This is a genomic window from Halorubrum sp. F4 (assembly GCF_027257195.1).
Taxonomy (GTDB): domain Archaea; phylum Halobacteriota; class Halobacteria; order Halobacteriales; family Haloferacaceae; genus Halorubrum.
The window spans coordinates 385,256-407,067 of record NZ_JAPDFS010000001.1 but is presented as its reverse complement, the minus strand read 5'-3'; the positions used below and the strand labels follow the sequence as shown (position 1 = coordinate 407,067).

The window sequence follows — 21,812 nt, the reverse complement described above, 5'->3', positions numbered from 1 at the left end:
TCGCCCGTTGAAAAAGGTGTCTGGCAAATACCCGTGATTGATAACCACGGTGTCGGGAGCGTGAGGTTTTAGCCGTCTCACCGCTCACACGGGGACGTGACTCGTCTCCGTCGGCTCCGCGATCCGACGGTTCGTCGGCGAGTTCGTGACGCGGTCGCCGAGGAGCTGCTCGGGGACGCTCGCAGCCTCGGCGTCGTGTTCGGACTGACGGCGTTCATGTTCCTCATCGGCGTCGACTACTACGCCGGCACTCTCGGAAACGTTCCGACGGTCCTGTGGCCGCTGTACGCCGACTCCGCGGTGGCGGTCGCGCTCGGTAGCCTCTCGCTCGCGACGCTTCTGCCGACCGTCGGCTCCGGGGACCCCGTGACGGAGACCCCGACGAACCGTCCGCTCGCGTACCTCCACACCGTCTCGTTCGTCTGGCTCGTCCAGTTCGGACTCTGGCCGGTCGTCTCGCTCAACCTCGCGTTCCGGTCGTACGTGACCGCGCCCGACGCGTGGATCTACTACTGGGGAGTGTTGGGGACGCACCTGTGTTTCGTCGGGCTCGCGCTCTCGTTCCCGGCGTTCGGGCGGACCACCCGCGGGGCGCTGGCGCTCGCGGGCGCGCTGGGCGTCGCGAACGTCGTCGTCGACTACTGGGTCGGCTACCATCCGCCGCTTCTGTACGAGCCCGGCGGCCGACTGGCGCTCGCCACGCTCGGGATCGCCGGAGCGTCGGTGTGGCTCGCCGGTCGATCCTTCCGTCGACTGGACGCCGGTCCGGGTGAGAGCTGATCGGTCGCCGTGAGAGCCGATCGTCGCCATGAGAGCCGATCGGTCGCGGTGAGGACCGATCGGTCTCGAGGGTCGATCGAAACACTCCGACGGTCGGAGTGACGAACGTGTTCGGGTCGTCGTTTACCCGGATGGCGAACGCATCCTCCGACATGAGCACGACCGCCGAGGAACGCCCGGACGAACGGGCGACCGAGGACGACGCCGCGACCGCCGAGGAGCCGCCGGAGACGACCGTGACCGTCAGGTGTACCGGCCACGTTCGCACCGAACTGGACGGGACCTACGAGTTCGAGTACACCTTCGCGGGGGACACGCTCCGGGACTTCCTCGACGCGCTCTTCGAGGACTATCCGGAGCTTCAGGACCTGCTCATCGCGGAGACCGAGGCGGACGCCACCCACAGCGGCTGGGCCCCGACGCCCGAGGAGCTTCCCGGGACGTGGACGAAGAACCCCGTCGGCGAACAGACCATCGCGTACGCCCGGATCCTCGTCAACGGCCGCTTCAACGAGAACGAACGCGGGTTCGACACCGAGCTGGAGGAGGGAGACCGGGTCGCGCTCGTCTACCCGTTCATGTTCTGCTGTTGAGTCGGTCCGGACCTCCGACGTACCGTTGGACACGCGGACACGTCGGTACGGTCGGATACGTCGACACGGTCGGACACGTTTATACGCCGACGGCTCCGACCGTCGGTCGTTCGACCGCCCGCGACGCCGGGCGGCTCGGGTGATCACCATGGCACAGATACGCCTCCTCGTCGACCTGCCGGACGGCCCGTGGATAGCCGACGTCTCCCGGGAGTTTCCCGACGCCGTCTTCCGCGTGTTGACCGCGACGCCCGGGGACGAGGCGGGGTTCGCGCTCGTCCGGATCACGACCGACGAGGTCGAGGACGTGCTCGCCGCGATGGAGGCCCACTCCGGGCTCGCCGAGACGTCGGTGATGACGCGCTCGTCCGACGAGACGACCGTCCAGATCGAGGCGACCTCCCCGCTCCTCCTCCTCGCCGCCCAGGGTGCCGGCGTCCCGATCGAGATGCCCGTCGAGATAACGAACGGGATCGCCACGCTCGACGCGACCGGTGCGCACGACCGCCTCTCGACGTTCGGCGACCAGCTCGCCGGAATGGGGCTGTCCTACGAGGTCGAGTTCGTCCAACAGCGTGTGAATCCGAGCCAGCTGCTCACCGAGAACCAGTTGGAACTCCTCTTGACCGCCGTCGAGGCCGGCTACTACGACGTCCCCCGCGAGAGCACGCTCACCGAAGTCGCCGAGGCGGCCGGGATCGCGAAATCGACGTGTAGCGAGACGCTCCAGCGCGTCGAGCGGACGATCGTCCGCGAGTTCGTCGAGGACCTCCCGACCGTGAGCGGCGAGCTGAAACGGAAGCTGACGGGCGAGGGGTCGAACTGATCCGCGTCAGTTGCCCTCGTAGCCGGCCATCTCCATCACCGAGGCGAACTGCTCCGTGTCCGTGACGCTCTCGTAGACCATCCCGCCGATCATGCCGCCGGGGTAGGTGTCGCCGTTCATCGCGTGGTTCACCTTGTGACAGTGGATCGCGTAGACGCCGGGGTCGGCGTCGGCGGTGAACTCGATCGTCTTCCGCTCGGCGGGCGCGATGCTCGTCACGTCCTCGCGGTGCCGGGCGGATTCGGGGATGACTCCGCCGTCCTTCTCGACGACGGTGAATCCGTGGTTGTGGGTGTGCATCGCGTGCGACTCGTAGCCCGCGTTCGCGAAGTGGATCCGGACCCGGTCCCCCTCCTCGACGATCATCGGCGAGCCCTCCTCGGGATGGAAGCTGTACGGCGCACAGCGCCCGTTCACGGTGAACGCGCCGGGGTTGCGGTCGCGGTGGCTGAAGTCGACGTCGCCGCCCGCCGTCGACGCCGACAGCCGGGTGTCCCAGTCCTTCACCGTCGTGAAGAACTCCTTGTCCGCCGGCTCGTACCCTTCGGGATCGACCCGAAGCAGTCCGTACATTCCCATGTCGAGGTGGTTCTGCGTCTGGTAGTGACAGTGGTAGAGGTGGGTTCCCGGCTGGTTCGCGCTGATCTCGTAGGTGTACTCCTCGCCCGGCGCGACCTGCCGTCCCGTCGTCGTCGGGACCCCGTCGTCCATCCAGTCCTTGGAGAGCCCGTGGACGTGGAACGTGTGTGGTCGGTTGTGCTCGGTGTTGTCGTAGGTGATCTCCAGGTCGGTCCCCTCCGTGACTCGGAGCAACGGGCCGGGGACGCTCGGGTCGGTGTCCGGCGTTTCCCACGCCCAGACCTCCGGGAGCTCCCAGGGGCCGCCACGCGCCTCGTCGCCGAGCAATCGGTGGCGGCACGCCCGCGTGGACATCGTGATCGCCCCGTCCGTCTCGTCGAGGTCGATCGTCGTCCGGGGCGTGGTATAGGAGTGGTCCGTCTCGACCGCCGTCGAGTCGCTTCCGGACCACTCCTCGGCCGGTTCGGCCTGCTCGACCGGCTCCGACCCGCCCTCGTCGTCGGTGCTCGCCGCGCTCGCCGTACTGGCGTCCGATCGCGGAGCCCCACACCCCGCGATCGCCGCGTTTCCGAGCGCCGCCCCCGCCGCGAGGAAGCCGCGTCTGGAAGCCATGCGCCGACCGGTCGGGTCGTCGTCGTTCATCACGAATCGGCCTCGGGCCCGCGTTCGGTTAAGGGGCGATCGGAATCTCGAGGTTCGGAAATCCACACGAACACGTTCGGGGCTGTCTCGATCCCCCCTCGGACCGTCCCCTCACCGGACCGTCTCAGTCGGACCATTCCCCCTCGGACCGTCTCCGTCGGGTATTAACGCCCCCGTCGCCTACGACTCCGCGTGTTACGGAAGGACCTCCTGCGCGTCTCCCGCGCCGGCGGCGGTTACCGTCCCGAGTTCGTCGGCCGGGAGCGCCGCCCGCTCGCCGCGAAGGTCCTCGGGACGTTCGAGGCGCACGTCGGCGAACGGCGGGCGGCCCTGACGGACGCGCTCGACGCGTTGGAGGCGGAGTCGGACGACTTCAAGCTCGTCCGCGGGCTCGCGGCGCTGGTCGAGCGCGAGTGTACCTTCGAGACGCGCGCGACCGTCCCGCCACCGCGGGTCCGTCGCGCCGCCTTCGAGGCGGCCGAGGCGGTCGGGGTCGCCGGCGAAAGCGACCGCGAGCGGGCGGTCGGCCGCGCCGCCGAGCGCCTCGGCGTCGAGCCCGAGACCGTCGACGCCGACCTGTACGCCGACCGCGACGTCAACGAGGTCCTCGTCGACGCCGACGTCCGTTTCGACCCCGACGCCCTGCTCGAACAATACGACCTCTCGCTCGCCCAGACCGCGCTGTTCGACGCCACGGAGGTGCGGGTTCGATCCGTCGACCCGAAAGCGCTCGTGAGCGCGGTCAAGCGGCTGCGACTGATGTACGAGCTCCGCCGCACCGACGACGGCCGGGAGCTCGTGGTCACCGGGCCGGACGCGCTCTTCCGGCGGACCAGACGGTACGGCACCGCGTTCGCCCGGCTGCTCCGGACCGCCGCCGGGACAGCGGAGTGGCGGCTGGAGGCGACGATCGACGACCGGGGAACCGAGCGCACGATGACGCTCTCCGAGGCCGACGTGACCGTCCCCGGCGTCGAGCCCGTCGTCGAGCCGGACTTCGACAGCGGCGTCGAGGCCGACTTCGCCGGGCGGTTCCGCGGGCTCGACCTCGACTGGACGCTGGTTCGGGAGCCCGAGCCGCTCGCGACCGGAACGCGGGTGATGATCCCCGACTTCGCGTTCGAGTACGACCACGCGGACTTCCGGCTCTACTTCGAGGTGATGGGCTTCTGGACGCCGGAGTACGTCGAGAAGAAGCTCGACCAGCTCGCGAACGTCGAGGACGTGGACCTGCTCGTCGCGGTCGACGAGAGCCTCGGCGTGGGCGAGGAGATCGCCGCCCGGGACCACCGCGTGCTCACGTACACGGGGACCGTCCGCGTGAAGGACGTCGTCGACGTCCTCCGCGAGTACGAGGCCGACCTCGTCGCCGAGGCGACCGCGGAGCTCCCCGAGTCGTTCGCGCCCGCGGACGACGTCGTCGGGCTCGACGAGCTGGCGGCCCGCCACGACGTGAGCGAGTCGGCGGTCGAGGACGGCCCGTTCCCCGACCACGAGGTCGTGGGACGGACGCTGGTTCGCCCGGCCGTCCTGGAACGACTCCGCGAAGAGATCGAATCGGGGATGTCGCTGTCGGCGGTCGAGGAACGCCTCGACGCGTACGGGATCGACGACGCGAGCGCGACGCTCTCGGCGCTCGGCTATCGCGTCGAGTGGGAGGGGTTGGGTGGCGGGACCATCCGGGAGAAGGGCGCGAGCGACGGCGACGATGGCGGTGGATTTGACGGTGGGGATGACGCCTGAAACCGTTCGACCGGGGCTTACAGCCCATCTCAGCGTTCTTGCCGAGTGGTAATCCGGAAATAAATATATGTACCTGGTGGTCGCAGTGTAACCTGTAATACATATGGTTACAGACATCAAAACGCGGTTGCTCGGCCAGGACGTGTCGTTCCCGGTCGACGAGTCGCGGCTGGCCTACTGGCTGGTCGTGATGCGGCTGATCGTCGGCTGGTGGTTCCTCCATGCGGGACTGGACAAGTTCCTCGCGTGGCCCTTCGACGCGAGTTGGTTCGTCGGCGGTGCGGCCGCACAGACGACGCTGGGACCGATCCTCGTCCTGTTCTCCGACGGGATCCTGCTCTCGTTCACGAACGTGATGGTGCCGCTCGGACAGACGCTGATCGGGCTCGGGCTGATCGTCGGCGCGTTCACCCGACTCGCCGCCTTCTTCGGCGCGTTCCTCATGACGTTCTTCTACTTCGTCAACGGCGAGACGGGCGACTGGTCACACGGCGTGATAACCGGCGACCTGCTCGGGCTGTTGATCTTCGCGATGATCGCGACGCTCGGAGCCGGCCGCGTGCTCGGGATCGACGCCTACCTCGCCCGGACGGACTTCGTGAAGGACCACCCGCGGCTGCGGCACTTCATCGGCTAACGGAGGAACCAGACATGACTCAACTCACCACGGCGGAACGGATCGCGTTGTACGGCGGCGGCGGCCTGCTCCTGATCGGGACGCTCGGGATCGGACTGCTCGAGATACTCGCGGGCGCGCCGCATCCAGTCTCGGGGGAGGGCCAGATCGTTCACGAGACGCTGGTCCCGCTCACGGTCCGGTCGTCGATAATGCTGCTCGGCCTACTGCTCTGGGGGGCGTACGCGGTCGCCAGCGTGGCCCGCGAGCCGGCGGTCGACACGTCCATCTGAGCGGAACGAGCCGGACGGTACGACGGCGTTTTTTGTGCGTGCCGGAATCGACTCACCGATCGACGACCGACAGGTCCGCGCGGCTCCCCTTCGGCACCACGGAGCGCAGTTCGTCGTAGAGGTAGAGACCGACGCCGATCGGGGCGCTCGCGTCCGCGATCCGGTGAGCCACGATCAGGTATCCCCAGTCGCCGTCCCAGTCGGGGAGGTCCTGGTCCTCGCCCGCGGCGAACCGGCTCGCGCGCTCGGCGTCGAGCTCGACGACGTTCCGGGTCGCGTGCTCACCGAACCGCTGGACCGCGCGGGTCGTCGGCTTCCAGTGTTCCTGGCGGGTTCGCAGGAAGGTCATTCCGATCGCCTCCACCCGGCTCGGGTCGTCCGCCTCCCCGTTGAAGACCCACACCTTCCCGGCACCCTTCTCCCAGAAGCTGTACCCGTCGAGGACGTCGCGGCCGATGCCGAACCGGTCCTCCCACCAGTCGAGGACCTCCTCGCGGCTGGCGCGTCCCGCGACCTCGCGGTCGGCTGGAGTGGCCGGGAGCCGGTCGAACCGCTGGCCGTCGTTGGCGGGTTCGGGGGTGTCGCCGTCGCGGTCGCCGTCGCCGCCGGGATCGCTCATCGCGCCACCTCCGTTCCGCCGGCGTGGTCGATCACACTCTCCGGCCCGCCGACGCGCAGCTTCGCACAGAAGAACCCGCCCGTGTCGTTGTGGTGCGGGTAGACCCGGTGTGCGCGGCTCACGCTCGGGTCGTACTCCTCGCCCTCCCACTCGGTCACGCCGGAAGCCGTCTCGACGGGGAGGTCGAACGGGACGACCGCACACGCCTCGGTCGCGAGGGCGTGGTCGAGCACCGCCTCGTTCTCCTCGGGCGCGAAGGTACAGGTCGAGTAGACCACGGTACCGCCGGGGCGGGTCGCCTGGATCGCGCGCGTCAGGATCCCCTTCTGGATCCCGGCGACGCCGTGGACGTGGTCGAGGGTCCACTCGTCGAGCACGTCGGGGTTCTTCCGGCAGGTCCCCTCACACGAGCAGGGGGCGTCGACCAGCGCGCGGTCGAACTCGTCGAACGCGAGCGGTTTCGTCGAGAAGTTCCGGGCGTCCTGGTTGGTGACGATCGCGTTCGTCACGCCGAGGCGTTCGGCGTTGTGTCTGAGCGCCGAGAGCCGGCCGAGGTTGTTGTCGTTGGCGACGACCGTCCCCGTGTCGTCCATCGCGTCGGCGATCTGGGTCGTCTTGCTTCCCGGGGCCGCACAGGCGTCCCAGACGCGTTCGCCGGGCTGCGGGTCGAGCGCCAGCGTCGGGAGCACGGACACCTCCTCCTGGCCGTGCGTCCAGCCGTGGAGGTGCGGCCAGTTCCCGCCGGGGTTCCCGTCCGGGAGCCGAAAGAGCCCGTCGTGCCAGTCGACCGGGTCGTACGCGACGCCCGCCTCGTCGAACGCCTCGCGGACGCGGTCGGGGGAGGCCTTGATCCCGTTCGTGCGCACGACCGAGGGAAGGGGTCGGTCGCAGGCCGCCCGGAACGCGTCGACGTCGTCGACGAGCGTCTCGTACCGGTCGAGCGGATTCATGTGCTCCCTTTCGTGGCGTCCGGTTAGTCGGTTTCGGGACGTGGACGGACGTCCTCGAAGGCTCGATCCCGCCCCAGCGGCTCCGTCGAACGGACGGTGTTCGCCGGATCGATCGCGTATAGACGACGGTCACGTCGAGAGGGACCGAGCTGACGGATGTTGGATCGTTGTCGATGCGATGAACACCTCCAAAGCCCCAACCCCTTTGCGTCCCACCCGACCGCACCCGCACCTCACGACTCCCCAGCCTCGTTGCTCGCTGCTCGCTTCGCTCACCCCTCGCACCCCTCGCGGGCCTCCGGCCCGCTCCCGGGCGCGCCACAGCTGGATCGATGCCTCTCTCACTCATACAAAGGTCGAGGATTCCGAGCGGATCGTCTACGGCGAGTTACGGAGAATCGGGGGGAAGCCGACGGATTCGAACCTGTACCCGGGTTCAGGCGGACGCGGACTGGGGTTCGGGGTCGGGATCGAATATCTCCGGGTTGGCCTCGCCCTCGGCCTCGATGACGCCCATGAACCCCTTACGGGCCACGCGCGAGAGCGCGTGGTCGACGAGTTTCACGGGGCCGGGCACCTCGAACCGCATCGTCGCGATGGTACACGACCCCGGCATGACCGGCGTCGTCTGGACGTTCTCGTGGGGCCTCGATCCGATCCCGCCCTGCGGCCAGACCTCCTCCCAGACCGAGCCGATGGGGTGGAAGCTGGAGGTGAGGTTCGGCCCCCCGCTGGCGAAGAAGACTCGGGCGGTGTCGCCCACGCTCACGGTCTCGGGACCGTAGCCGTCCCCGGTGATCGCGCCCTTCTCGCCGTTCATGAGGACGTACGTGGGCTCCTCGGCCGCCATCGCCTCCATGTCGAAGTCGTGATGTCCCTCCTCGCCGGCCTCGCCCGTCGTGTAGAGCTCGTTCTGGCCGAAGTAGAACTCGTGGTCCACGGACGGGAGCCCCTCCTCGGGTTCGACGAGGATGAGCCCGAACATCCCCGAGGAGATGTGGTAGTCGAGGTTGGGCACCGCACAGTGGTACACGAACGCGCCGGGGTAGGTGGCCTTGAAGCGGAACGTCGCCGTCTCGCCGGGAGCCACCATGGACGCCTCCGCCCCGCCGCCAGGTCCGCGGACCGCGTGGAGATCGATGTTGTGCGGCATCGAGTTCTCCTCGCGGTTGGTGACGGTGAAGTTGACCGTGTCGCCCTTCCGGACCCGCAGCATCGGTCCGGGTACCTGATTGTCGAACGTCATGTACGTGTAGGTGACGCCCGGTTCGACCTCCGCGACGACCTCGGTGGTCTCGAACTCGACGTCGATCGTCCTCGGCGACGACCGGTCGATCGGGTCGGGGACGTCGGTCGGGTCCGCGGCGATACGGTCGACGTCGACTGATTGGGTGTCGTTCATGGATGGCTCCGTGGGTTCCGAGGGTACTTCATTCGCGGTCGGCGCGGTCATACACCCCGCGAGGGAGGCGGCACCGCCGACCCCGAGGGCCTTCAGCACTCGTCGCCGCGTCGTGGTTGGGACGGACATCGTCTGGCACCTCTACCTCATGGTAGGGAGGACGGAACCAAGTACACATCAGATGAGAATCATGCGCTGGGAACCGATCCGAATACGTTCGGCCGCGATCGCATAAACGAGGACGCGGCGGGGCGTCTCGGCTTCGATCCGCCCTCGTTCTCGAGATCGCTCCCTACCTTTAGGTCCGGGGGTCGCGTATCTCGTGGCATGGCCCGAATCTCCGTTCTCGACGAGGCCGTGACGCTCGAGAATCCGACGCTCGTGGAGGGGTTCCCGGGCGTCGGGCTCGTCGGCAAGATCGCCACGGACCACATGATCGACGCGCACGGGATGACCCACTACGCCAACGTCCACTGCGACGGGCTCCCGCCGGTGGCCGTCTATCGGGAGGACGACTCGGCGGTGACGACGCCGGTTCGGCTCTACGCCGATCCCGACCGCGGCCTGGTCGCCCTTCGCAGCGACGTGCCGGTTCATCCGAACGCGGCGGCCGAGGTCGCCGGCTGTCTCGACTCCTGGTTCGACGAGACCGGCACGTTCCCGGTGTTCCTCTCGGGGCTCGGCCGGGAGAAGGACGAGGAGCCGCCCGAGCTGTACGGGATCGCGACGGGGGAGGGCGGCGAGGCGCTGTCGCGCGCGGAGCTGTCGAGCCCGCCCGAGGCCGGCCTCGTCTCCGGGCCGACCGGCGCGATGCTCGCGGAGGCGTTGGAGCGGGACCGCGACGCGGTCGGCCTCGTCGTCGAGTCGGATCCGCAGTTTCCCGACCCGGAGGCCGCACGGTGGCTCATCCTCGACGGGATCGATCCGATCGCGGGCACGGAGACGCCGACGGACGGCCTCGTGGACCAGGCGACGGAGATCCGCGACGCGAAACAGAAGCTCGCCGAGCGGATGCAACAGGCCACGGAGGAGAGCTCGCAGGCGGAGCCGCTGAAGATGTTCCAGTGAGGAACCGCGACCGCTATCGGTCCGCCTCCAGCTCGTCGAGGATCGGTCGGTACTTGAGTTGGATCTCGTCCCACTCGCGGTCGGGGTCGGAGTCGCCGACGAGGCCGACGCCGGCGAAGAGCGTGGCCCGAGTGGGCGTCGCGACCGCGGAACGGATCGCGACCGCGAACGCGCCGTTGCCGGCGGCGTCGATCCAGCCGACCGGGGCCGCGTACCAGCCGCGGTCGAACGGCTCGGTCTCGTGGATCGTCTCCAGGGCTTGGTCCGGCGGGAGCCCGCCCACCGCCGGGGTCGGATGGAGCGCCTCGACGAGCTCGAGCACGTGTCGATCCGCGTCCAACTCGGCCGTGATCGGCGTGTGAAGGTGCTGGACCGTCGCGAGCCGGCGGACGCGACGGTCGCCGGCCGAGATGGACGCGGCGTACGGCTCCAACTGATCGCGCACCGTCTCGGCGACGAGCTCGTGTTCGTGGACGTTCTTCGCGTCGGCGAGTAGCTCCTCGGCGAGCCACTCGTCCTCCGCCGGCGTCTCTCCCCGACCGGTCGTCCCGGCGAGCGCGTCGGTTTCGACGGTCCGTCCGCGAAGCGAGACGAGTCGCTCGGGCGTCGCGCCGAAGAAGACGCTCCCGCCGTCGTCGGGTTCGAAACAGTAGCGGTGACAGTCGGGGTACTTCCCGGCGAGGCGCTCGAGGGTCGCCGCGCGCGGGAACTCGTTTTCGAGGTCCGCCTCCAGCGCCTGCGCCAGGACGACCTTGCGGAGTTCGCCGTCGCCGATCCGGTCGAGCGCGGCGGTGACGCTCCCGCGCCAGGCGTCCCGGCTCGTCGTTCGTCGCTGCTCGCGGATCCCGGGTCTCACGGGGCGAGGGCCGTCAGTCGAGCGCCCCGATAGCCGATCGATCTCGCGGTCCAACCGTCGTTCGACCGCCTCCGGCGACGCGTCCGATCCGGCGTCCGTGGCCGTGAGCCAGGTTCCGTTGTCGGCGAAGGTGACCTGGACGCGAGGCAGGACGAACCGCGCCTCCGGAAACGGCTTCCAGGGGTCGCCGGCACAGGCCCCCTCGTGGAAGGCGAACCCGCCGAACACGCGCGGCCGGGCCGCCTCCGTTCCCGCGTGGACGTCGCCGGAGTCGAACAGCTCGTCGGTCGCCTCGCGGATCGCGGCGAATCGGTCGGCCCCGCTCGCGGTCAGCGTCGCGGCCGCGCCGCCCGCCACCACGACCGCGTCGTCGGGGGCGCTCCAGACCGTCCGGGGCGTCGGGAGCGCGTCGAACGCCGCGGCGAACGCGGGCGGGTCGATCGCGGTCGTCCGGCTGACCAGCGTCGGCGACGACGTCGAACGCGCCGGTTCCATTGAAACGGATTCGGGACCGGAGGCTCTTAAGCGTGTCAACTCATCCGGCCGACGTGGCCGGCCGGCGTCGCCCGTCGGCTAGCTGTACCGCTCCTCGTTCCACGGGTTCGCCGTGTCGCTGTAGCCTCGCTTCTCCCAGTATCCCAGCTCGCGGTCGGTGAGAAACTCGACGCCGGAGACCCACTTCGCGCCCTTGTAGGCGTACTTGTGTGGCGTGACGACGCGGAGCGGGCCGCCGTGGTCGGCGGGGAGATCCTCGCCGTCGTATCCGTAGGCGAAGAGGACGCCCTCGCGGGTACACTCCTCGAGCGGGAGGTCGGTCGTGTAGCCGTCGAGGGCGTGGAACATCACGTGTTCGGCGTCGCCGTGAACGCCCGCGCGCTCCGCGATCTCGGCGAACTCGACGCCGGTGAACGCACAGTCGAGCTTGCTCCAGCCGGTGACACAGTGGAAGTCCTGCCGCTGGGTGACCGCGGGGAGGTCTCTGAACTCCTCGAGCGACAACGAGAGCGGGTCGTCGACCGAACCCCAGACCTCGAAGGCGTCGTCGGGACCCCACGAGGGCGTACCGCTCTTCGAGAGCACCGGAAACCTGTCCGTCTCACGCTGCCCCGGCGGAAGTCGATCGTCGCCGTACTCGTGGTATAGTCCGGTGAGGTCCTCGATATCCACGGTTTCGGGATCCTCGATCCAGTCCGTCCGTGTCTCGGTCATACCGGTGATACGACCTCGGGGAACGTATGGGTACCGTTCGGCCGCGTACCGGTACCGTTCGGACGCGATGGGTACGTCTCGGCCGCCGCGAACGAGTGTTTTGGAGGATCGCGTACTGAGGATGTGCGATTCGAAAGTATTGTTTCGAAAGCAAACGGATCGAGTTTCGAATCACCCGACATCCGACGCTACATTTATATACACTATCCTGTTAGACGCGGCCAAGAGAATGCCACGGGTGAAGATAACCGTCCCGGAACACTTGGAGATGCAGATCACACAGATGGTTGAGCAGGGCGAGTTCCTCAACCGCGAGGAAGCCGTCGAGGAGCTCCTCTCGACCGGGATCAAGGCGTACAAGACCAGCGGACCCATGGAGGACGACGACTCCGGCGGGTTCGAGGACGAGGGAATGATGGGCCACGAAGACGAGTACGTCTTCTGACCGGTAGCCGGGACGTGACGCGTGCGTCTCGTCGTCGATCCGTGCGTCGCATCCTCAACAACGCTTAAACCGGCTCCGACCCGTATTTGGCTCCATGCACAAGGACGAACTGCTCGAGCTTCACGAACAGATGGTGACGATCATGGAACACTTCCGGGAGCAGGAGACGGTCGACGCGGGACTGTTCGACCCGTACGACGAGCTCGACGTCGACCCGTCACACGTCCACAAATCCAAAAGCGAGCACAAACACGCCGTGTTCGTGCTCGGGAACGCGTTGGCGAACGCGATGAGCGAGGACGAGTTCTCGCCCGCCGGGCGGGTCGGCAAGCGGATGAAGGAGCTCGCCGACGACGCCGAAAACAAGATCTGAGGCCGCACTGCTCGCGTCCGGGTGGTCCGTCGTCCACGTCGACCCGCGAATTGATATGCGATCGGTCGCTGTAGTGGGGATATGGCTCTCGAGGCGCTTCCGATCGATGCCGTTCACCTGCTGGTCGCGGGTGCGGCGTCGATCGTCGCGCTCGCGGCGGTGGTCGCCTCAGACCGCCCCGCCGGGAGATGGGGACGGCGGCTCCGCTCGCGGCTGCTCTTGGGCGTCCCCTGGGGAACGCTCGTCGCCGTCGGCTTCGTGATCGGCGTCTACCTGTTCGTACAGAGCGGGTTCGAGAACCCGAACCGCCCGGTCGTGATCCCGTTTCGCGCGTGGTCGTACTTCTACCCGGAGGGGATGCTCTGGGCGGGGTTCTCTCACGCGAGCCGCGGGCACGTCACCGGAAACCTGCTGTCGACGCTCGTCGCGGGGTCGCTCGCGGAGTACGCCTACGGGCACTTCCCGCGCGAGCGCGGGAGCGAGACGTTCGGATCGCTCCGCCGGAACCCGTACGTTCGGGCGTTCTGTGTGGTTCCCGGCGTGATCCTGTCGTTCGGGATCGTCTCCTCGCTTTTCGCTTTGGGACCGGTGATCGGCTTCTCGGGCGTCGTCTTCGCGCTGTGGGGGTTCGCGCTCGTTCACTACCCGATCGGAACGATCGCGTCGCTGACGGCCGCGACGCTCGTGAACGTCGTCTACGAGACGGTACGAACGCCGGTGGAGGTCGCGGAGGCGACCCCCTCGTTCGGCCCGCCGAGCTGGGCGAACATCGCGATCCAGGGACACGCGCTCGGACTGATCGCCGGCGCGCTCGTCGGCGCGTGGCTTCTCCGACGGCGGCGGCGACGGTCGCGGGGAACGGGTCCGACGGGACGCGCGTTCGAGATCGGTGCCGGTCCGTCGCGCACGTCGGCGCTCGTCGTCTTCGCCGGCGTACTGTTGTTCGGTGCGTCACGTCGACTGTGGGCGGTCTATTGGTATCTCGGGAACGACCGGTACGAGCTGTATCGCGCGCTGGGACTGGCCGGCGTCCTCGCGCTCGCCGCGACCGTCGCGGTCGCGGCCGCGGGTCGTGACGAGCCGATCCGGCCGGCTCTCGCGGTCCCGGAACCGCGGACGATCCGCGAGAGCGTCGCCTCCGTGACGCCCGCGGCGGTGGGGCTTCTGTGTCTCCTCGCCGCGTTCGCGGCGGTCGCCGGCCCCGCGGTCGTCCCCAATCTCGTCGCGGTCGACGAGGGGAACATCCCGGGCGACCCGGTCGAGGTGGAGGGGTACCAGGTGACCTACGCGGAGGACATCGAGGACCGGACGGTGAGCGCCGTCGACGTCGAGGCGTTCGGTCGCTCCACGTCGGTGCGGACCTCGGGGGTGATCGTCGCGAGCCCCGACCGGGAGATCTGGACCACGGCGGTCTCGAAGGGGAACCTCGCGTTCTGGGGGTACCGCGCCGTCGACGTGGGCGGGACGGGCTGGCGCGAGACGGTCTGGGTACAGCGTACCGGGTGGGTCGCCGTCGGCGGCAACGCGACCTACCGCGTCGACGCGGTTCGCGAGGGGAACCGATCGACGCTGTTCGTGAGCGGTGTGGCCGACGCGGAGCCGCGCCTCGACGGCCGGAACGTCACGGTCGCGGCCGTCGAGGAGGGATTCGAACTCCGGATCGTTCACGAGGGTACGAACGCGACGGCGCCGATCCCGCCGGAGAACGAGTCGGTGACGCTTCGCGGCGTGGAGTTCGTCCGTGAGGAGGAGGCGATCTACGCCGAGCGCGGCGACTCGCGGGTCCGGGTCGCGGAGCGGGAGCGATACGAGGGGAGACAACGGAGCCGAAACTGACCTCCTCGCCCGAGCGATGCCTGCGAACGGCGATGCTTCCGGCCTACCCGGTCGAGTTCGTGCGAATTCCGGACCATTTATATCGTTGATGTGAGGACGTGAACAAGTATGGCCCTCCACCTCAGCCATGCGGTTAGCGACGGGCTTCGACGAACGCTCACCCGAACTGGCGGGATCCTCTTCACCGGATTCCTCCTCATCCAGTTCGCAACGCAAGCGGCCGTCAACACGGCGGTCCTCGGCTATCTCCCGGCCGACGCGGCCGATCAGTTCGGCGCGAACGTCGGGATCACCCTGCCGGTCTCGGGGCCGGTCGCGCTCGCGCTGTTCTGCGTCCTGCTTCCCGTGTCCGCGGCGTTCTTCGCGGTCGTCGCCCGCGCGCTCGTCCAGCCATTCGAGGGGCTGTCGGCGTTGCCCGCGGACGCGACGCGACGGCTCGGCCGCACCACGGTGCGGCTTTTCGTCGGCGGGATCGTCGTGACGGTCCTGATCTTCCTCGGGACGGCGTTTCTCGTCGTTCCGGGGCTGTTCTTCGCCGTGTCGTTCCTGTTCTTCGTCTTCGCGATCGCCGTCGAGGACCGCGGGCTCGTGGACGGTCTCAAACGGAGCTGGGCGCTCGCCCGTGGCTCGCGACTCAAGCTGTTCGGCATCGTCGTGTTGGCCGGCGTGTTCGGCGGCGGCATCGGCGTCATCGCGCCGTTGTTCGATCTCGCCGGCGCTCCGGTCGCCGGCGACGCCGTGACGATCGTCGCCTCGGCCGTGTTCTTCACGCCGTACTACGCGATCATCGCGTCGGCGTATCTCCAACTGCGTGAGGATCCCGACGGGACGGATCACGACTCACCCGAGCCGGTTGATGTCTCGGGGACGTCCCGGCTCTGACCGCGTCGGTCGTTTCGGTTTCCGATGGCCGTCGACGGGCGTCGTGTCGTCGACCCGTCTCGGGCCTCGATGACACGGACTCACACGGTTCTAAGTAACTCGGAACAGGTCCACACTTTTGTATGGTATACGGACGAACCTCGGCACGCATATGCCCTCCACCAACCGCCGAGCGTTCCTCGGCGCGAGTACGGTCCTCGGCCTCGGTAGCCTGGCCGGTTTCAAGAATCTTCGGACGGCGGACGCTCAAACGGAGACTCCAGCGACCGAGAACGACGACGACTCGTTGGACGACTGGCTTGCGACCGCTAACGACCCACGGACCCCCCGGATCCGTGACTTCCGGTTCGACGACCCGCCGACGGTGTATCTCGACGTGTCGAACTCGAAGTCGTTCTCGCCGCCCGCGATCAAGGTCACGCCCGACACGACCGTGACGTGGGAGTGGACCGGCACCGACCGCGAGCACAACGTCGTTGCCGCGGACGAGACGTTCGACAGCGGCGCGCCCGACGACGAGACGGGAACGACGTTCGAGTATACCTTCGAGACGGAAGGGACGTATCGGTACGTCAGCGAACCGCAGGCCGAGGCGGGCATGAAAGGCGTCGTGGTGGTCGAATCCGCGCCGTCGAGCGGCTACCCCGTCGTCGACGAGTGGTTGGTCGATACGAACGAGTACGACGGGAGTATCACGGACCGGACGGACGAGGACCTCGTCGAGATCACGACCGGGGCGGACGGCAACGGCGGGAACCTCGCGTTCGACCCGCACGCGGTGACGGTCTCGACTGAAACGACGATCCGATGGTCGTGGACCGGCAGCGGGGGCGGACACGACATCGCTTTCGAGGACGCCGACGTCGGAAGCGAGATCAACGTAGAGCCAGGCGTCCACTTCGAGCACACGTTCAACGAGACCGGCGTCTTTCGGTACGCCTGTCAGCCCCACCGCGCGCTCGGCCACCGCGGCGCGATCGTCGTCGAGTGATCGACGGGTCGGGTAGCCGGCCGAAGCGCCACCCTCTCCAGGTGGAACGGGCTCCGACGATACGACGCTGACCGAGTGACGCGCTTCGCATCGCGTCAGGTGGAACCCGTCACCTTTCCATCCTGCGAGATATCGAGGTTATCAGCGTCTCTGTCGGCCGTTTGAGGTCCGTTCCGGATCTTCGATTCGAACGAGATCCATCCGGAATCACGTGAGCCGAGCGGAACCTATGGAGTCACCGGAACTGTGGCTACTGACTCGAGTAACAGATATATTTTACATATCCTATATTAAAACATACATGTACTTCTATCTTATATTTATGAGATCACTCGGATGAAGTCGTACATCCGCACCCGCCCTGCTGAAGCAACTCGCCGATCGAGGAGTCCGACCCACACTTCGAGCAGATGGCTCGAACGTCCACGAGAACGTCGTAGTCCGCGTGGTCGTGTTCGCCCGCCGAAACCAGCGACTCGATCGTCGTCTCCGTGACGACGGCGACCCGTCCCTGGAGTTTCTCGATCGTTTCGATCTTCCGTTCGACCACGTCGCCGTCCCGTTCGGGGAGGCTCGCCTCACGGTCCTTCCGCAGGTAGGTGTGCACCGCCTGGTGTGTCACGAAATCGTTCGAGAGCGTCTCCACGTCCACGCCCTCGCGTTCGAGACGACGTCGAGCGCGCGTTCGCTCGGAGCCCGATCCCTCCTGAAGCGTCTCGTAGGTTCCCGTGACGTCGACCTCGTGAGGCGAGACGCCCGCCTCCCGAAGCGTTACTTCGAGCAGTCGCTCGTTGAACTCGTCGGCGAGATCTCGGAGGCTCGTCCGCTCGCCGGACGCACCGGTCCACGCCGCTTCGAGTCGCGCGCCCGTCCCTGGAAGGTCGTACTCGTCGATGAGCCGCGCGACCTTCGTTCCGCGGCTCCGCACCCCGTCGCTCATACGCCTCCTATCCGAGCAAGCGTTACAAAGTTACTGATGTCACGTCGGTGCCCGTCGATACCGACGCGACGGGAGCGGACGCGGTCGAGCGACCGCCCGTCGCTAGTCGATGCTCGTCACGTACGTGTACTCGTCCGGAAGCGCCTCGGCGTCCTCGGGCAGCAGAGCCGCGACGAGGTACTCCGCGTGGGTTCTGAAGTAGTCGACGACGCGTCCGATCCGGTCCGAATCGATCGCCTCCAGCGAATCGAGAACGACGAACGGAACCACCTCGTGGACGTCGTGGACGAGGTAGCCGGCGAGCGCGAAGACGAGTCCGGTCACCTCGCGTTCGCTCTCCGAGAGGTGGTCGATCGTGTCCTCGTATGCGGACCCGTCCGCGGCGGACCGGACGATGTGTAACTCGAACCGCGTCCTCGTCACTTTCCGGCGTCCCTCGCGCACCTCCTCCCGACGGCGTTGGATCCAGATCCGATCGAGGTTGTCGTACTCCAGGATGTCCAGTACGGTCTCCATGTGCTCGTTGAACGCGGTCACCGCGTCCTTCTCGATGCGCTCGACGTGGGTCCGGAGGTCAGCGAGCCGTTCGGTGAGGTCCTCGTGTTCGGCCTCGAGTCCGTCGCGTTCCTCGATCGCTTCCTCGCGGTCCGCGATCTCCCCGTCGATCGTCTCGAGGTCGCCCTCGAGCCGTTCCACCCGCAGCTCGAGTTCGTTGGACTCCCGGTGGAGCTCGAGCACTTCGTCGTGGTCCCGTACCTCGATCGCCTCGGTCTCTGCTTCGAGGTCCGCTATCTCGGCGCGTTTCGTCTCGATCCGGTCCTCGAGGTCGGCGATGCGCTCGTTCGTCGTCTCGATCTCCGCTTCGACGTCGTCGAGTTGCTCCTCCGCCCGCTCGGCCTTCCGTCGCTCGGTACGGAGCTCGGATCGTCGCTCCGTGAGCTCGGTGATGTCGGATTCGACACCGTTGCGTTCCTCGAGTTTCTCCGAGCGAAGGTCACGCAGCTGTTCGACGGTCGCTTCGATCTGTTCGGTCGCGACGGTCGACCCACAGGTCCAACAGGTCGTCTCGTCGCCTCCGGTCAGCGCTTCGATCGGGTTCGTCGCCGTCGCGGTGTCGTCCCGATCGAGGTCGAGCCCTTCCTCCTCGAGCATCTCCTCGTTGAAGCTCACGACGTTCGCGAGATGGTTTATCGTCCCGTCGAGTGCTCGCTTGCGGTCCCGAAGCTCCTGAACCCGCCCCGCGAGTCGGTCCGGGTCCTTCTCGGGCGGCTCCGCGTCGGCGAGCCGCTCCTCGAGTTCGTCGCGCTCCGACTCGAGTTCGGAAAGCGTCGACCGCTCGGTTTCGAGGTCGAACTCGAGGTCGTCCAGTTCCGATCGGGCGTCCCGGACGCGTTGGAACGCCTCCTCGAGCTCCCGTTTTCGGGAACGGCTCCGTTCGACGTCCATCTCGAGGTCCTCGAGTTCGGACCGAACGGTCGCCAACTCCTCGCGGGCCTCCTCGAGTTCCGCACGGTTTTCGCGGCGTTCCTCCTCGAGTTCGGGCAGTTCCCCCTCGAGCCGTTCGAGCCGTTCGATCTCGTCGTCGAGCTCCTCGCGCTTGCGTTTACACGACTCGATCTCGGCGTCGATGCGGTCCGTATCGATGGGTCGCATGATGATCTCGCGGAGGTCGTCGCCGCGGGCGACGGTGCGTCGCGCCTCGTTGTTCTCGAGCAGGAAGGCGAACAGGTCGGCGAGTTCCGGGTCATCGAGATACGGGTCGCCATCGAACGCGACCGTGTCCCCGTGTCGGGTCAGCGTCCGGGTGTAGGTCTCTCCGTCGATCTCGAGGGTGACCGATCCCTTCTCAGCGTCGCCCTTGAGCGAGGCCCTCTCGCTGCCGAGTCCCGCCATGAGCGCCGACAGAAACGACGTCCGATTCGTCGCGTTTCGTCCGGTCAGTACCGAGACACCCGGCGGAAGGACCACTTCGGCTTCATCGATCCCGCCGATCTTTCGAACGTCGACCCGCACACGTGATTCGGAGACTCGTTCCGCCGACATACTCTCCTCCAGGAAACCGCGCTCATTAAATGTGCTCATGCCGAAACGCGGCTTTCGACCCCCCATTCGGTCACGTTGATTCTCCGGATGTCCCCTCCCAAACGCTAAGCGGATAGTCACGATCGAAAGCACATAGAATTACAGTTTCGATGTTATATAATAAATCTGGTATACTATATGAAAGTATTAGTATATTATCGGGGAGCCATCGAACGGGTCCGTCGGAACGCGAAGAACCGTCGTCACGGAGACGCACCTCTCCTGACACGGTCGGCGTCTCGTACCGGTCGATTCGATCCATACGAGCGGATCGACCACTCGCCGGATCGGATACGGATGAGACCGGATCGAGTACGGCGGACGGCCGAACGCGACCGGCTTCCTTCCGTGTCTACGGTCGAGGATCGACGACGGTTCACTCGGATGACGCCGACTCCCATTCGATCCGGTACACCTCGACGTCGAGTTCGCGGGACGCCTCGTCGTGGTGGTCGAACTGGGCGTCCACCGCGAAGTCGGCCGCGAACGCGTGGGTCACATCGCCGCCGTTGTCCGCGGCGAACGCCTCGAGGAACTCCCGGCTTCCGGCGTTGTGGACGGAGTAGGAGACGCTCGCGAGCTCGCTCGCGGTAGCGAGGAACGACCGGTCCGCGTTGCGGTTGCCGTCCTGTGCGCCGAACGGCGGGTTCATGACGACGGTGACCGGTTCCGAGAACGTCACCGGAGGCCGCGTCGCGTCTCCCTGTATCCAGTGAACGGGAGCGCTCGCCGCGATGCGGCGCTCGTTGCCGCGTGCGGTGGTCAACGCGGTGCGGTCGAGCTCGAGAGCGACGACGCGTGCGGGCCCGCGAAGCGCGGCCGCGAGCGCAAACATGCCCGTCCCGGCACCGAGGTCGAGGACCGTTCGGCCGTCGACGTCGCCCTGGAGGTCGGCGAGATGGACGACGTGTGCGGCGAGGTCTGGAGGAGTGGGGTACTGTTCGAGGGCCGCACGTGGGTTCTCGAACCCGGCGACGACGCCGAGCTTCGTCGCGAGCGAGCGCTTCGTTGCCATGCGTTCAGGCGGTCGTGTGGTCGGCGTCGCTGCCGTCCGTCACGACGCCGTCGTCGACCCGAACGAGTTCGACCCCCTCGCGGCGGGCGCGCTCGGCGAGCGCCGAAAGCGTCGAGTCGACGGCGTCGGCGTCGGCGACCTCGCCGAGACGGATCTCGATCCGGCCGGCTCCGAGGAACGCGGCGGCGCGAACGAACCCGCGCAGCCGGTCGGCCTCCTCGCCGGTGGCGAGCGGACAGTCGTCGGAGAAACGGGCGTCGACGACCAGCGTCGCCGGCTGGTAGCCGCGCGCGGAGAGGCCGGCTTTGAGATCCCGGAGGTAGTCGGGAGCGGTACTCTCGAGGTCGGCCGCGTCCACGACGATCGGGTCGATCTCGGCGGGACGACAGCCGTCTATCGCTGCGTCGATCCCGCGTGGCTCCGTAGTGCTCATATCCGTCATAGTTTCTGGTTATACAAAAGCTTTGTTGAATGTTTAGTAGTAATATATCGTGTGCCGTATGGAGTCGGTCACGTTTCGTGTTCGGACGCGATCGATGGGGGGCGGTTTCCCCCGACCGATCCCCCTTCGATTCCCGCATTGATCGGCACCGAATGCGTAGTATGAGCCTTTACGGGCGTATATTCGATATTTCACCCCATCGATCGTTCGTGTTACCTCTCCAACATCTGTGAAAAAGTCTTAAATACGGCAGTGACCAGAAACCTTATAATGGAACGTCCGAGCCGCCAGCGCCAGAGGGAGCGGGACACCGAGCGAGAATCGGACGAGGAAGCGATCACCTGTCCCGAGTGTGATTCCGGCGAGATCGTCACCGACGCGGACCAGGAGCTCGTCTGTGAGGACTGCGGGCTGGTCTTGGACGAACAGACGATCGATCGCGGTCCGGAGTGGCGGGCGTTCAACCACTCCGAGCGGCAGTCGAAGTCCCGCGTCGGCGCGCCGACGACGAAGACGATGCACGACAAGGGGCTGACGACGACGATCGACTGGAAGGACAAGGACGCGTACGGGCGGTCGCTCTCCTCGGAGAAGCGCTCGCAGATGCACCGGTTGCGGAAGTGGCAGGAG

General features: G+C 67.3%; 23 protein-coding genes. 13 read left to right on the top strand and 10 right to left on the bottom strand.

Annotation, left to right across the window (positions count from 1 at the left end):
- Window positions 1–96: 96 nt before the first annotated feature.
- From OKW78_RS02040 to OKW78_RS02030, 3 genes are all read left to right on the top strand, one after another.
- Complete coding sequence (locus OKW78_RS02040) at window positions 97–780, top strand: DUF1405 domain-containing protein (RefSeq protein WP_281193675.1); 684 nt, start codon at window positions 97–99, stop codon at window positions 778–780.
- Window positions 781–932: 152 nt separating this feature from the next.
- Window positions 933–1,373 (top strand): MoaD/ThiS family protein, encoded by a 441-nt coding sequence (locus OKW78_RS02035; protein WP_281193674.1) that lies wholly within the window; start codon window positions 933–935, stop codon window positions 1,371–1,373.
- A 148-nt stretch (window positions 1,374–1,521) separates the two neighbouring features.
- A complete protein-coding gene (locus OKW78_RS02030; protein ID WP_281193673.1) occupies window positions 1,522–2,199 on the top strand; it encodes a helix-turn-helix domain-containing protein in 678 nt (225 codons plus the stop codon).
- A 6-nt stretch (window positions 2,200–2,205) separates the two neighbouring features.
- On the opposite strand, the gene OKW78_RS02025 is transcribed toward OKW78_RS02030, so the two are convergent.
- Window positions 2,206–3,420: a multicopper oxidase domain-containing protein gene (locus OKW78_RS02025; protein ID WP_281193672.1), complete on the bottom strand. Its 1,215-nt coding sequence runs from the start codon at window positions 3,418–3,420 to the stop codon at window positions 2,206–2,208.
- Between the two features lie 192 nt (window positions 3,421–3,612).
- Here OKW78_RS02025 and OKW78_RS02020 point away from each other — a divergent pair, with 192 nt between their 5' ends.
- The 3 genes from OKW78_RS02020 to OKW78_RS02010 all read left to right on the top strand — a co-directional run bounded on the left by OKW78_RS02020 (window position 3,613) and on the right by OKW78_RS02010 (window position 6,072).
- Window positions 3,613–5,163, top strand: coding sequence for a DUF790 family protein (locus OKW78_RS02020; protein ID WP_281193671.1), 1,551 nt, complete (start codon window positions 3,613–3,615; stop codon window positions 5,161–5,163).
- 103 nt (window positions 5,164–5,266) lie between these two features.
- Complete coding sequence (locus OKW78_RS02015; RefSeq protein WP_281193670.1) at window positions 5,267–5,800, top strand: DoxX family protein; 534 nt, start codon at window positions 5,267–5,269, stop codon at window positions 5,798–5,800.
- A 14-nt stretch (window positions 5,801–5,814) separates the two neighbouring features.
- Window positions 5,815–6,072: a hypothetical protein gene (locus OKW78_RS02010; RefSeq protein ID WP_281193669.1), complete on the top strand. Its 258-nt coding sequence runs from the start codon at window positions 5,815–5,817 to the stop codon at window positions 6,070–6,072.
- A 52-nt stretch (window positions 6,073–6,124) separates the two neighbouring features.
- Here the strand turns inward: OKW78_RS02010 and OKW78_RS02005 are convergent, their stop codons facing one another.
- The 3 genes from OKW78_RS02005 to nirK all read right to left on the bottom strand — a co-directional run bounded on the left by OKW78_RS02005 (window position 6,125) and on the right by nirK (window position 9,172).
- Window positions 6,125–6,691, bottom strand: a complete 567-nt coding sequence (locus OKW78_RS02005; RefSeq protein WP_281193668.1) for a hypothetical protein — start codon at window positions 6,689–6,691, stop codon at window positions 6,125–6,127.
- Window positions 6,688–7,641 (bottom strand): RsmB/NOP family class I SAM-dependent RNA methyltransferase, encoded by a 954-nt coding sequence (locus tag OKW78_RS02000; protein WP_281193667.1) that lies wholly within the window; start codon window positions 7,639–7,641, stop codon window positions 6,688–6,690. The genes OKW78_RS02005 and OKW78_RS02000 overlap by 4 nt, the downstream gene beginning before the upstream one ends.
- A 436-nt stretch (window positions 7,642–8,077) precedes the next feature.
- A complete protein-coding gene (gene nirK, locus OKW78_RS01995) occupies window positions 8,078–9,172 on the bottom strand; it encodes a copper-containing nitrite reductase (RefSeq protein ID WP_281193666.1) in 1,095 nt (364 codons plus the stop codon).
- A gap of 198 nt (window positions 9,173–9,370) precedes the next feature.
- On the opposite strand from nirK, the gene OKW78_RS01990 reads away from it, so the two are divergent.
- On the top strand, window positions 9,371–10,111 hold the full coding sequence (locus OKW78_RS01990) for a proteasome assembly chaperone family protein (protein WP_281193665.1): 741 nt from the start codon (window positions 9,371–9,373) through the stop codon (window positions 10,109–10,111).
- 13 nt (window positions 10,112–10,124) lie between these two features.
- On the opposite strand, the gene OKW78_RS01985 is transcribed toward OKW78_RS01990, so the two are convergent.
- Together OKW78_RS01985 and OKW78_RS01980 are read right to left on the bottom strand one after the other, a co-directional pair.
- On the bottom strand, window positions 10,125–11,462 hold the full coding sequence (locus tag OKW78_RS01985; RefSeq protein WP_281193664.1) for an isochorismate synthase MenF: 1,338 nt from the start codon (window positions 11,460–11,462) through the stop codon (window positions 10,125–10,127).
- Window positions 11,463–11,540: 78 nt separating this feature from the next.
- Complete coding sequence (locus OKW78_RS01980) at window positions 11,541–12,176, bottom strand: molybdopterin-dependent oxidoreductase (RefSeq protein WP_281193663.1); 636 nt, start codon at window positions 12,174–12,176, stop codon at window positions 11,541–11,543.
- 229 nt (window positions 12,177–12,405) lie between these two features.
- On the opposite strand from OKW78_RS01980, the gene OKW78_RS01975 reads away from it, so the two are divergent.
- The 5 genes from OKW78_RS01975 to OKW78_RS01955 all read left to right on the top strand — a co-directional run bounded on the left by OKW78_RS01975 (window position 12,406) and on the right by OKW78_RS01955 (window position 16,703).
- On the top strand, window positions 12,406–12,621 hold the full coding sequence (locus OKW78_RS01975) for a ribbon-helix-helix domain-containing protein (RefSeq protein WP_066415053.1): 216 nt from the start codon (window positions 12,406–12,408) through the stop codon (window positions 12,619–12,621).
- A 94-nt stretch (window positions 12,622–12,715) separates the two neighbouring features.
- The gene (locus tag OKW78_RS01970) at window positions 12,716–12,994 is read left to right on the top strand and encodes a UPF0058 family protein (RefSeq protein WP_281193662.1); all 279 of its coding nucleotides are present in this window, start codon (window positions 12,716–12,718) and stop codon (window positions 12,992–12,994) included.
- 81 nt (window positions 12,995–13,075) lie between these two features.
- On the top strand, window positions 13,076–14,830 hold the full coding sequence (locus tag OKW78_RS01965) for a rhomboid family intramembrane serine protease (protein WP_281193661.1): 1,755 nt from the start codon (window positions 13,076–13,078) through the stop codon (window positions 14,828–14,830).
- 108 nt (window positions 14,831–14,938) lie between these two features.
- Window positions 14,939–15,712 carry a hypothetical protein gene (locus tag OKW78_RS01960; protein WP_281193660.1) on the top strand — a complete coding sequence of 258 codons (774 nt, stop codon included), beginning with the start codon at window positions 14,939–14,941 and terminating at the stop codon, window positions 15,710–15,712.
- 151 nt (window positions 15,713–15,863) lie between these two features.
- Complete coding sequence (locus tag OKW78_RS01955) at window positions 15,864–16,703, top strand: halocyanin domain-containing protein (protein ID WP_281193659.1); 840 nt, start codon at window positions 15,864–15,866, stop codon at window positions 16,701–16,703.
- A gap of 328 nt (window positions 16,704–17,031) precedes the next feature.
- Here OKW78_RS01955 and rdfA read toward each other — a convergent pair whose 3' ends face one another.
- From rdfA to OKW78_RS01935, 4 genes are all read right to left on the bottom strand, one after another.
- Complete coding sequence (gene rdfA / locus OKW78_RS01950) at window positions 17,032–17,643, bottom strand: rod-determining factor RdfA (protein ID WP_281193658.1); 612 nt, start codon at window positions 17,641–17,643, stop codon at window positions 17,032–17,034.
- A 102-nt stretch (window positions 17,644–17,745) separates the two neighbouring features.
- Window positions 17,746–19,686 (bottom strand): archaea-specific SMC-related protein, encoded by a 1,941-nt coding sequence (locus tag OKW78_RS01945; protein ID WP_281193657.1) that lies wholly within the window; start codon window positions 19,684–19,686, stop codon window positions 17,746–17,748.
- Window positions 19,687–20,101: 415 nt separating this feature from the next.
- Window positions 20,102–20,740 carry an METTL5 family protein gene (locus OKW78_RS01940; protein WP_281193656.1) on the bottom strand — a complete coding sequence of 213 codons (639 nt, stop codon included), beginning with the start codon at window positions 20,738–20,740 and terminating at the stop codon, window positions 20,102–20,104.
- Window positions 20,741–20,744: 4 nt separating this feature from the next.
- Window positions 20,745–21,173, bottom strand: a complete 429-nt coding sequence (locus OKW78_RS01935) for a hypothetical protein (RefSeq protein WP_281193655.1) — start codon at window positions 21,171–21,173, stop codon at window positions 20,745–20,747.
- Window positions 21,174–21,452: 279 nt separating this feature from the next.
- On the opposite strand from OKW78_RS01935, the gene OKW78_RS01930 reads away from it, so the two are divergent.
- Window positions 21,453–21,812, top strand: a 360-nt coding sequence (locus tag OKW78_RS01930; protein WP_281193654.1) for a transcription initiation factor IIB family protein, incomplete at its 3' end; no start/stop codon positions are given.